8 protein-coding genes are annotated in these 11,436 nt (G+C 67.7%); 4 read left to right on the plus strand and 4 right to left on the minus strand.

Features of this window, described 5'->3' with window-relative positions:
• Window positions 1-371: 371 nt before the first annotated feature.
• Complete coding sequence (locus QRO91_RS20055; RefSeq protein WP_049430683.1) at window positions 372-1,658, minus strand: O-acetylhomoserine aminocarboxypropyltransferase/cysteine synthase family protein; 1,287 nt, start codon at window positions 1,656-1,658, stop codon at window positions 372-374.
• A 182-nt stretch (window positions 1,659-1,840) separates the two neighbouring features.
• Here QRO91_RS20055 and QRO91_RS20060 point away from each other — a divergent pair, with 182 nt between their 5' ends.
• From QRO91_RS20060 to QRO91_RS20070, 3 genes are all read left to right on the plus strand, one after another.
• Complete coding sequence (locus tag QRO91_RS20060) at window positions 1,841-2,578, plus strand: response regulator transcription factor (RefSeq protein ID WP_049430685.1); 738 nt, start codon at window positions 1,841-1,843, stop codon at window positions 2,576-2,578.
• Window positions 2,575-3,873, plus strand: a complete 1,299-nt coding sequence (locus QRO91_RS20065) for an ATP-binding protein (protein WP_049430687.1) — start codon at window positions 2,575-2,577, stop codon at window positions 3,871-3,873. The genes QRO91_RS20060 and QRO91_RS20065 overlap by 4 nt, the downstream gene beginning before the upstream one ends.
• 140 nt (window positions 3,874-4,013) lie before the next feature.
• Window positions 4,014-4,820, plus strand: a complete 807-nt coding sequence (locus QRO91_RS20070) for a MipA/OmpV family protein (RefSeq protein WP_049430689.1) — start codon at window positions 4,014-4,016, stop codon at window positions 4,818-4,820.
• A gap of 71 nt (window positions 4,821-4,891) precedes the next feature.
• On the opposite strand, the gene clpB is transcribed toward QRO91_RS20070, so the two are convergent.
• Entirely contained in the window at window positions 4,892-7,477 is a 2,586-nt protein-coding gene (gene clpB / locus QRO91_RS20075) for an ATP-dependent chaperone ClpB (RefSeq protein WP_049430692.1), read from the minus strand.
• Window positions 7,478-7,658: 181 nt separating this feature from the next.
• Window positions 7,659-8,480 (minus strand): DUF3014 domain-containing protein, encoded by an 822-nt coding sequence (locus QRO91_RS20080; RefSeq protein ID WP_049430693.1) that lies wholly within the window; start codon window positions 8,478-8,480, stop codon window positions 7,659-7,661.
• Between the two features lie 170 nt (window positions 8,481-8,650).
• On the opposite strand from QRO91_RS20080, the gene QRO91_RS20085 reads away from it, so the two are divergent.
• Window positions 8,651-9,361, plus strand: a complete 711-nt coding sequence (locus tag QRO91_RS20085; RefSeq protein WP_049430694.1) for a glutathione S-transferase — start codon at window positions 8,651-8,653, stop codon at window positions 9,359-9,361.
• A gap of 132 nt (window positions 9,362-9,493) precedes the next feature.
• Here QRO91_RS20085 and QRO91_RS20090 read toward each other — a convergent pair whose 3' ends face one another.
• Window positions 9,494-11,104, minus strand: coding sequence for a membrane protein (locus QRO91_RS20090; protein WP_049430696.1), 1,611 nt, complete (start codon window positions 11,102-11,104; stop codon window positions 9,494-9,496).
• Window positions 11,105-11,436 lie beyond the last annotated feature (332 nt).

Below are 11,436 nucleotides of genomic sequence, written 5' to 3' on the forward strand. Positions count from 1 at the left end.
CCCGCCGCCCCGGCCCCCGGGCGCGGGCGGGCGGCGCGTCGGCGCGGGCGCGGATGGGCGGCGCGCTCGGAGCGGGGGGCGCGCGCCCACCGGGACGCCCCGCCCCCCCCCCCCCCCCCCCCGCGGGGGCGCCGGTTCGCGGCGGCTGTTGGTGGGTGTCGACCTTGGTCGACACGGCGGCGTATGGGGTCAGATCCGTTTTCCGCAGGAAAACGGATCTGACCCCGGAAACATGAAAAATCCCCGGTCGACCCGCATCGACCGGGGATCTGGATCGCCACGTTGCCACGCCTTGGAGAGGCAGCTCCACCGTAGCGCATTGCGCGATGGGTGGTGATCGCCTGTGGCGATGACGACCAAGCGTGTGGCTATCAGGCGCCGGCCAGGGCCTGCTCAAGGTCCGCGCGCAGGTCGCCGATGTGCTCGATGCCGATCGACAGACGCACGGTGTCTTCGCTGACGCCGGCCTTGGCCAGTTCAGCTGCGTCCAACTGGCGATGGGTGGTGGACGCCGGATGGGTGGCCAGCGACTTGGCGTCTCCCAGGTTCACCAGCCGGGTGAACAGCTTCAACGCATCGAGGAAGCGTGCGCCGGCTTCGCGCCCACCCGGCAGGCCAAAGGTCAGCACGCCCGAGCCGTGGCCACCGAGGTAGCGCTGCGCGGCGGCATGCTCCGGGTCGTCGGCCAAACCAGCGTAACGCACCCACGCCACCTTGGCGTGCGCCTTCAGGAACTGCGCGACGGCCAGTGCGTTGGCGTTGATGCGCTCCATGCGCAGTGCCAGCGTCTCGATGCCCTGCAGGATCAGGAAGGCATTGAACGGCGACAGCGCCGCGCCGGTATTGCGCAGCGGCACTACGCGCGCGCGGCCGATGTAGGCGGCAGGCCCCAGGGCCTCGGTGTAGACCACGCCGTGGTAGCTGGGATCGGGCTGGTTGAGGCGGGCGAAGCGCTTCGGCTGCGCAGCCCAGTCGAAACGGCCAGAGTCGATGATCGCACCGCCCAGGCTGTTGCCGTGGCCGCCCAGGTACTTGGTCAGCGAATGCACCACGATGTCGGCTCCGTGCTCGAACGGGCGCAGCAGGAAGGGCGTGGCCACGGTGTTGTCGACGATCAGCGGCACGCCGGCCGCGTGAGCGACTTCGGCGATGGCGGCGATGTCGGTGACATTGCCGCGCGGGTTGCCGATCGATTCGACGAACACCGCCTTGGTTCGCTCGTCGATCAACGCGGCGAACGCGGCCGGATCGGCGGGGTCGGCGAAGCGCGCCTGGATGCCGTACTGCGGCAGCGTATGCGCCAGCAGGTTGAGGCTGCCGCCATACAGCGCGCTGGAGGCGACGATGTTGTCGCCGGCCTCGGCAATGGTCTGGATGGCATAGGTGATCGCGGCCTGCCCCGAGGCCAGCGCCAGTGCGCCGATGCCACCTTCCAGGGCGGCCAGGCGCTGCTCCAGCACGTCGGTGGTGGGGTTCATGATGCGCGTGTAGATGTTGCCCGGCACCTTCAGGTCGAACAGGTCGGCGCCATGCTGGGTGTCATCGAAGGCGTACGCCACCGTCTGGTAGATCGGCACCGCCACCGCGCGGGTGGTCGGGTCGGGACGGTAGCCGCCATGCACGGCCAGGGTTTCCAGTTGCCACTGCGGGTCGCTCATTGCACCAGGCTCCATCCGGGGAAACCGCCACCATAGGCCAGCCGCAGCCTGGCACTGAGAGCCACTGGCGATGACGTGCGTACCGGCGGTTATCAGGTTGGCCGGGATTCAGGCAGCCGTCATGAGCCGTTGCTAGGCTTCGCCGCCGGGCGCTCCTGCCCGGGCACGGAGGCCCCACGCGCATGCAGCCATCCCCTTGGACACCCACCACCAACGGCATGCCGACACCGGTCCTGCTGGTGGAGGACGATCGTCGCCTTGCCGAACTGGTCAGCGACTACCTGCACGAGCATGGCTTTGCCGTGCAGCATGTCGCCCGTGGCGACCAGGCCGGCGCCGCCTGCCGCCAGCATGCGCCGGAACTGGTGGTACTGGACCTGATGCTGCCCGGCCTCGGTGGCATCGACGTGTGCCGGCAGATCCGCAGCTTCTCCGACGTGCCGATCCTGATGCTGACTGCCTGCGAGGACGACATCGAACAGGTGCTGGGCCTGGAATCGGGCGCCGATGACTATGTGCACAAACCGATCGAGCCGCGCTTGCTGCTGGCCCGCCTGCGCGCGCTGCTGCGCCGCCGCCACGGCAGCAGCAACACCGGCACCCCCTGCCGGCTGATGCATGGTGAACTGCTGATCGACCGCATGCAGCGCGACGTACACCTGCACGGCCAGCCGGTCGAGCTGGGCACCACCGAATTCGAGATCCTGTGGTTGCTGGCCAGCCAGCCCGGGCAGATCCTCTCCCGCGACCAGATCCTGCAGGCGGTGCGCGGCATCGGCTTCGATGGCCTGGACCGCAGCGTCGATGTCAGCATCGGCAAGCTGCGCCGCAAACTCGGCGACGATGCGCGTGAACCGCGGCGCATCAAGACCGTGTGGGGCCGTGGCTACCAGTTCAATCCATCGGCCTGGTCGGCGTGAAGCGACTGTTCCTGTGGCTGTGGTTTATCACGGGTGCCTGCTTCCTGGTGTCGGTGTTCTTCCTCAACCACATCCTGGACGGCATCTACACGCCTGTGCAGGATCGCGTGTTCGTCGAGCAGGTGCGCGGGCAGGTGTACGCCCTGCGCAGTGGCCTGGCCGGCCTGGACGCCGGCCAGCAGCGTGAGCGCCTGCAGCAGTGGCAGCCACACTACGGCATCGCTCTGACCCTGCTCGACAGCCCTCCCGCGCTCGCCCCCCAGGAACAGGCAGCCGTGAAGACCGATGGCTTCATCGTGCGCGATCAATACCAGCAGGTCCTGCTGCCCATCGAAGGCATCGGAGGCCGGTGGCTGCACCTGCGCCTGCCTGGCGCGGTGCAGATGACGACGTACATGACAATCGCGGCATACCTCAGCATCCTGCTGCTGGTCGGCGCCAGCCTGTACGCCTGGGTGCGCCTGCTCTGGCGCGATCTTGAAGCGCTGCGCCTGCACGCCGACCGCATCGGTGCCGGTGATCTGCAAGCGCGCGCACAGGTCTCGCCGCGCTCGCAGATCCGGGTCATCGTCGAACACTCCAACCGCATGGCAGCGCGCGTGGCCGAACTGGTGCAGCGCCAACGCGACCTGACCCATGCGATCTCGCACGAACTGCGCACCCCGATCGCGCGCGTGGCCTTCGGCCTGGACCTGATGCAGGACAGCGATGATCGCGAACGTCGCGAGCGACTTGCGCAGGGACTCCACGGCGACCTGGCCGAACTCAACCGGCTGGTCAGCGAACTGCTGGCCTATGAGCGGCTGGAACACCCCAGCGAAAGCGAGCCGCTACAGCGCATCGAAGCCAACGACTGGCTGCAGGCCTGCCTGGCCGATGTGCGTCGTGACGCCGAACGCGCCAGCCTGGTGCTGCGCGTGCTGCGCGTGCTGCCCAGCGCGCTGCCGCGCGTGGACGCCGAGCCGCGCCTGCTGCAGCTGGCGTTGAGCAACCTGGTCGGCAACGCGCTGCGCCATGCACGTTCACAGGTCGAGGTCTCGCTGGTCGGCGTCGACGGCCGTGCCTGCCTGCGTGTGGATGACGACGGCCCCGGCATCGCCGAAGCCGATCGCGAGAAGGTGATGCGTCCATTCACCCGCCTGGACGACAGCCGCAGCCGCGATACCGGCGGCTTCGGCCTGGGCCTGGCCATCGTCAGCCGCATCGCCGCCCGCCACGGTGGTGAGCTGCGCATCAGCCGCGCCACGCTGGGCGGCGCTCGCCTGGAAATGCACTGGCCGCTGGCTGCCAGCTGAACGCCCGAGGGCGCGATTACAGTTGATTACAACTCCCGCACAACTGCGGAGGGAACCGTCGCCGGCATATCGCCACGCTGGCGACCCTGCAGCGTACGCCGGATGCGCGTGCTGCTTTCCTCCCATTGCCGAGAGTTTCCATGTCCCAGCGTCGCCGTTCCCGTTCCCCTGCCCTGCTCTGCCTGGCCGTGTTGCCGCTGTTCGCCGTACCGATCGCCCATGCCAGGGATGACCACTGGACCTTCGAAGTTGCCGCTGGCGGCGGCGTGACGCCGCGCTACAGCGGCAGCGAGGAGTATCGTGCGACGCCGTCGTTGTCCTTTGATGTCACCTCGCCGGGGGGATGGTTTCTGGGCACCAGTGGCATTGGCTGGGGCACCTCCATCGGCGAGCACACCCGCGTGCGTGCCTATGTCGGCGCCAGCGGCATCCGCAAGGAAAAGGACTCGCTGCTTGGCGGTTCGGACTTCCTGCGCGGCATGGGCGATATCGATACCCGTCCCCTGGTCGGCGTCTCGGCTGGTTATACGCTGGGCGAAGCCGTGCTGAGCGGTTCCTGGCAGTTCACCCGCAAGGATGAGGACAAGGCCGAGAACGGCCTGGCCACCCAGCAGGTGCACCTGAACCTGACCATGCCGCTGTTCGACCTGGCCGGCGGTGTGGTCAGCGGCAGCGTCTCCACCGACTACGGCAACCGCGGCTACATGCAGACCTGGTACGGCGTCAGCCCGGAACAGGCGGCGCGTACCGGCTTTGCCGAACACAAGCCGAAGGCCGGCCTGTTCAGCGCCGGTGTCGGCCTGAAGTGGAGCCACCGCGTGGGCCGCAACGGCAACTGGTACATCTCGGCCGAAGGCACGCGCCTGCTCGGCGATGCCGCCGACAGCCCGATCGTGCAGAAGCCCAACCAGTTCGGCTTGATGAGCGGTTACACGCACCGCTTCTGAGAAGTCGCCGGGCATGGCCCGGCGCTACCGGAAAAAACGGGGCGCTACGATCAGGCAGCGCCCCGCATGATTCACGCCTTGGCGAACACCAGGTGACCGCCGTCGTTGCCGACTTCGATGGTGTCGCCGTTGACGAAGGCCCCGGACAGGATCTTCTGTGCCAGCGGGTTTTCCAGCTGCGCCTGGATCGCACGCTTCAACGGACGCGCGCCATACACCGGATCGAAGCCAACGTTGCCGAGCAGGTCGAACGCCGCATCGGAGACCGCCAGCTTCAACCCACGCTCGGCCAGCCGCTTCTCCAGCCCACGCATCTGGATGCGCGCGATCTGCTTGATCTGCTGCTTGTCCAGCGGATGGAACACCACGATGTCGTCCAGGCGGTTGATGAATTCCGGACGGAAGTGCGCCTGCACCACGCCCATCACCGCCGCCTTCATCTGCGTGTAGGCCTCCGGGCTGTCGTCGGCGCTCATGTCCTGGATCTGGTGCGAACCCAGGTTCGAGGTCATCACGATGACGGTGTTGCGGAAGTCCACCGTGCGACCCTGGCCATCGGTCAGGCGACCATCGTCCAGCACCTGCAGCAGGATGTTGAACACATCCGGATGCGCCTTCTCCACTTCGTCCAGCAGGATCAGCGAATACGGGCGACGACGCACGGCCTCGGTCAGGTAACCGCCTTCCTCGTAGCCGACATAGCCCGGGGGCGCACCGATCAGGCGGGCGACGCTGTGCTTCTCCATGAACTCGCTCATGTCGATGCGGATCATCGCGTCGGCGCTGTCGAACAGGAACTCGGCCAGCGACTTGCACAGTTCGGTCTTGCCCACGCCGGTCGGACCGAGGAACAGGAACGAGCCGGCCGGACGGTTCGGATCGGACAGGCCCGCACGCGAGCGGCGCACCGCATCGGAGACGACCTTGATCGCTTCCTCCTGGCCGACCACGCGGTTGTGCAGCACCTCTTCCATGCGCAGCAGCTTGTCGCGCTCGCCTTCGAGCATCTTGTTGACCGGAATACCGGTCCAGCGCGAAACGACTTCGGCAATCTCCTCGTCGGTCACGCGGTCCTGAACCAGCTTGAAGTCCTTGTGCTCGGCTTCCTGCGCGGCGGCCAGCTGCTTTTCCAGCTGCGGCAACAGGCCGTACTGGATCTCGCTCATCCTGGCGAAATCCTGGCGGCGCTGCGCGGCCTCCAGTTCCAGCCTGGCCTGCTCGACCTGCTCCTTGATCTTCGTCGCACCCTGCAGCGCGGCCTTCTCCGACTTCCAGATTTCATTGAGATCGGAGAACTCGCGCTCCAGCGCCTCGATGTCGTTCTCCAGGTCGGCCAGGCGTTGCCGCGAGGCTTCGTCCTTTTCCTTCTTCAGCATCTCGCGCTGGATCTTCAACTGGATCACCCGGCGCTCCAGGCGGTCCAGCTCTTCCGGCTTGGAGTCGATCTCCATGCGCAGGCGCGAAGCGGCTTCGTCCATCAGGTCGATGGCCTTGTCCGGCAGCTGGCGGTCGGTGATGTAGCGGTTGGACAGCGTCGCGGCGGCGACGATGGCCGGGTCGGTGATCTCCACGCCATGGTGCAGCGCGTACTTCTCCTTCAGGCCGCGCAGGATCGCGATGGTGTCCTCCACCGACGGCTCGCCCACGAACACCTTCTGGAAGCGGCGCTCCAGCGCGGCATCCTTCTCGATGTACTTGCGGTACTCGTCCAGCGTGGTCGCGCCGATGCAATGCAGCTCACCGCGTGCCAGCGCCGGCTTCAGCATGTTGCCGGCATCCATCGCGCCATCGGCCTTGCCAGCGCCGACCATGGTGTGCAGTTCGTCGATGAACAGGATGATCTGGCCTTCGTTCTTGGCCAGGTCGTTGAGCACGCCCTTCAGGCGTTCCTCGAACTCACCGCGGAATTTGGCACCGGCGATCAGCGCGCCCATGTCCAGCGACAGCACGCGCTTGCCGCGCAGGCCCTCAGGCACTTCGTCGTTGATGATGCGCTGGGCCAAGCCCTCGACGATGGCAGTCTTGCCCACGCCGGGTTCGCCGATCAGCACCGGGTTGTTCTTGGTCCGGCGCTGCAGCACCTGGATGGTGCGACGGATCTCTTCGTCGCGGCCGATCACCGGGTCGAGCTTGCCGCTCTCGGCGCGCGCGGTCAGGTCGATGGTGTACTTCTCCAGCGCCTGCCGCTGTTCCTCGGCATTCTCCGACTGCACGTTCTCGCCGCCACGCAACTTGTCGATGGCCGCCTGCAGGCGGGTCTTGTCGGCACCGGCGGCGCGCAGCGCCATGCCCAGCGTGCCGCCATCGTCCAGCGCGGCCAGCACGAACCACTCGCTGGCGATGAAGGCATCCCCATGCTGCTGGGCCAGCTTGTCGGTCTGGTTCAGCAGGCGCCCCAGGTCATTGCCCATCGAGACATTGCCGGCCTGGCCGGACACCTTCGGCAGCGCGTCCAGCGCCTCGGTCAGGCGCTCGCGCAGCACCGGCACGTTCACCCCGGCCTGGGCCAGCAACGGGCGCGTGCTGCCGCCCTGCTGGTCCAGCAGCGCGCTGAACAGGTGAACCGGTTCGATGATGCTGTTGTCGCGGCCCACGGCCAGCGACTGTGCGTCTGCCAGCGCCTGCTGGAAACGCGAGGTGAGCTTGTCCATCCGCATTGCGAATCCTCATCGGTCATCAGGGCCGGCCCGCGCCGGCGATGCTGGAAAGATGCGGTTGCCCCACCCAGTTTCAAGGGTGGCTGCGACTGCACCCCGAGGCCAGTCAGCCTGTGGCCAGCATGCCGGAACCGGTGTGGTCGGCGCGTTGATCCCGATCAGTTCCTCGTGGCGGACGGGCTCAGCGGGTGATCGCGCTGCGGATCGCGCGCAGCTGCTGCTTGACCGCCCGCGCCTGCGCCACGTCCATGCGCAGCAGCGCCTTCTGCCCGATCGAGCGCGACTGCAGGGCGGGATCGACAAAGCGATAGCGGCCACGCTCATCGCGCTGCAGCAGCGGTGCCTGGACCAGGTCCGGGGTATCCAGCAGATGGTCGATCACCGCGACCAGGCGGTCGTTGAAGTAGCCTTCGGGCCGGCCCAGGTCGACGTAGGCCTGCTGGATCAGCGGATAGAAGCGTTTGTACGCGGTGGCCGTTGCCGCCGGGTCCAGCGCGGTGAAGGCCTGCACATAGGGCGCATAGCGCGCGGCGTTGCCGGCGGCGATGCGTTCGCCACCCTCGCCGGGCTCGACCTGCAGGTTGCCAGGCAACGGCCTCGCAGCCAGCGCGGTTGGGGGCACGCTGGGCTTGTCCAGGTTGTCGACCTGGGTGACCAGGCGCTGGATCAGGTGATCGCGCAGCAGCAGGGTCAGCGGGCCCTCGCCCTGGAACAGCTGGCTCAATGCGCCCCAGGCCGCGGTATCGCTGTCGGCCAGTTTCGGCAGCGCGGGATCGGCGGCGGCATCGGTGTCCAGCGGATGCCTGATGGCAGGTGGCGCCGGTGCGGTCTCTACGGCCGGCTTCGGTTGTGGCGGCGCACCAGCACTGGCGGGGGGTGATTGCACCGGCACCGGGACACCGTCCGCCAGGCTCTTCAGCTGATCGCGGAACAGCCAACCGCCCGCGCCACCGATCACCACCACGCCCAGCACCCAGGGCCAAACCGCTTTTCCACTCTGCATGATGCAGCACCTCGTTTCACACGCATGTAGAAGGTGTGACCCCGCCGATTCCAACGGGTTCCCCACCTGTTCCGCTGCCGTTCGGGTTCGGGCCTGCAGCAAAACCGCGCTCACGCCTGCTTTGCACGCTCCGCGCGAGGCTGTAGGTCTTGTCCTGTGGAGGCACTGCCATGCAGTACGCGCTGTATTACTGGACCGGCATCCAGGGCCGTGGCGAGTTCGTGCGGCTGGCACTGGAAGATGCCGGCGCCGACTACATCGACATGGCGCGGGTGCACGGCGATGCAGTGATGCAGCCGCTCCTCGACGGTGGCAGCGAAGGCGCACAACCGTTCGCGCCACCGTTCCTGAAGGCGGGACGACAGGTGATCGCACAGGTCGCGGCCATCCTCGATTTCCTCGGTCCGACGCTGGACCTGGTGCCACAGGCGGCGTCGCGGCGGATGCAGGCGCTGCAACTGCAGCTGACCATCGCCGACCTGGTGGCCGAGGTGCATGACACCCATCATCCGATTGCCGCATCGAAGTACTACGAGGAGCAGAAGACCGAGGCCAAGGCGCGTGCAGTCTCGCTGCGCAGCGAACGGCTGCCGAAGTACCTCGGCTACTTCGAGCAGGTGCTGACGGCCAATGGCGGTCGCCATGCACTGCGCGAGCATTCGTATGTGGACCTGTCGCTGTTCCAGCTGCTGAGCGGGCTGGACTACATGTTCCCGCGCCGCATGCAGGCACTCGGCCCCACCCTGCCGCTGCTGCGTGCACTGCAGGAGCGGGTGTCGAAGCGACCGAACATCGCCGCCTACCTGGCCTCGGAGCGACGGCTGCCGTTCAACACCCAAGGCATCTTCCGCCACTACCCCGAGCTGGATGGAGCGCGCTGATACCGCCGCCTGCAACTCCTGTTGTAGAGCCGAGCCATGCTCGGCTCAGAGCAGCCGAGCGCAGGCTCGGCTCTGCAACACATCGGAGGCGGAAAGAAAGCGGTAGCGCCGGGCCATGCCCGGCGCCCCCGGTCAATGATCGATGCGATCGCCCAACGGCTTCACCGGTTGCTTCTGCAGCGACAGCAGCCCCAGCAGCATCGCCAGCGCCACATACGCGCCCGCGAACTGCCAGCTGATGATGCGCGCCAGGCCGTCAAGGTCCCACGGCAGGTAGATGCCGCCGCGCGGGTCCACCGAGTGGATCAGCCCGAACAGGGTCAGCAGCGCCGCCACCAGCAGGAAGCCACAGGCGCGGCGCAGGCGGCCGTCCACCATTGCCGCCACCGCCGAGATCCACAGCATCGAGGTGATGATGAAGCCATTGCCGAGGGTGAAGATCACCGCCAGTTCCGGCAGGCCGTGGCCGTCGAGCTTGGTCAGCAGCTGCGGCAGCTGGTCCGGTGCGATCCAGCCCGGTGCCTTGATCGCCAACAGGTAGGCCACCGACGGCAGGAAGCCGAACACCATCGCACCGGCGTGGTGGCGCGGCGTGGCCTGGAAGGCCTGGGTGGTGATGTCGATGGCCACGTACACGATGATCGGTGCCAGCACTGCCAGCGGCAGCCACTGCACCAGCCCGGAAATGATGCCGAGCATGCCGCCGATGCCGACGAACAGGCCGGTCAGCAGCGTGTAGCCGCTGCGTGCGCCCATGTGCTTGTAGGCCGGCTGGCCGATGTACGGCGTGGTCTGCGCAACGCCGCCGCAGACACCGGCCACCAGCGTCGCCACCGCTTCCACCAGCAGGATGTCGCGGGTGCGGTAGTCATCGCCGGCCGCACGTGCGCTCTCTGACACGTTGATGCCACCGACCACCATCAGCAGGCCGAACGGCAGCAGCAGCGGCAGGTAGGTCATCGCGGTGGGCAGGCCCTCAAGGAAGCCCAGCGTCGGCAGCGGCAGCACCACCTGCGGCGGCACCCATTCCGGCACATGGAAGCCCGGCGCGCCCAACCCGGCCACGCCGAGGCCGTAATACAGCACGGTGCCGAACACGAAGGCCAGCAGCACGCCCGGGCCTCGCACCGGCAGCCTGCCCTTGGCGATCAATACATACAGCAGGAGGCCCAGCGTGGTGAAGCCGACCAGCGGCGAGCGCAGCGTTTCCAGCAGCGGCAGCAGGCCCATCAGTACCAGCGCGATGCCGGCGATCGAGCCCAGCAGCGCCGCACGTGGCAGCGCGCGGGTGACCGCTTCGCCGAAGAACGACAGCACGAACTTGAGTACGCCCATGATGACCAGCGCGGCCATGCCCAGCTGCCAGGTGGCGATGCCCGCAGCGTGCGGGTCCATGCCCTGCTGCTTGAACGCGATGAAGGCCGGGCCGAGCACCAGCAACGCCATGCCGATGCTGGTCGGTGCATCCAGGCCCAGCGGCATGGCGGTGACATCGTCGCGGCCGGTACGTGCCGCCAGCCGGCGCGCCATCAGGGTGTACAGCAGGTTGCCGACCAGCACGCCGAAGGCGGTGCCGGGGAACATGCGGCCGAACACTACATCGGCCGGGAACTGGAAGATCCCGACCAGCGCCATGGCGATGAAGCCGAGAATGGAGAGGTTGTCGACGACCAGGCCGAAGAAACCGTTGAAGTCACCGGCGACGAACCAGCGACGCGGTGCGGCGGAAGCGGGAGCGGACATGGAAGGGGCGGTGGGGGTGGGGACCGCCGATGGTAGGCCCAGCGGGGCCCGGGCGCCAATTCCGCGGTGGGATGATGGGTTCCAGCCAACGGCGGGGCCCCTCGTGGCTGGGGGTGGGTCGCCAAAAGCAGCTTTATTGGAGTCGGGGGGGGGGGGGGGGGGGGGGGGGGGGGGGGCCCCCCCCCCCCCCCCCGGGGGGGGGGGGGGGGGCGGCCGCGCGCGCCCCGCTACCGCCCCGCCCCCCCCCCCCCCCCCCCCAAAACAAACAGCCCCGACCCCCCCCCCCCCCCACAATCAACAAAAAAAAAAAAAAAATACCCTGACCCATTCTC

This window comes from Stenotrophomonas maltophilia group sp. Smal32, assembly GCF_030237085.1.
GTDB classification, from domain to species: domain Bacteria; phylum Pseudomonadota; class Gammaproteobacteria; order Xanthomonadales; family Xanthomonadaceae; genus Stenotrophomonas; species Stenotrophomonas maltophilia_Q.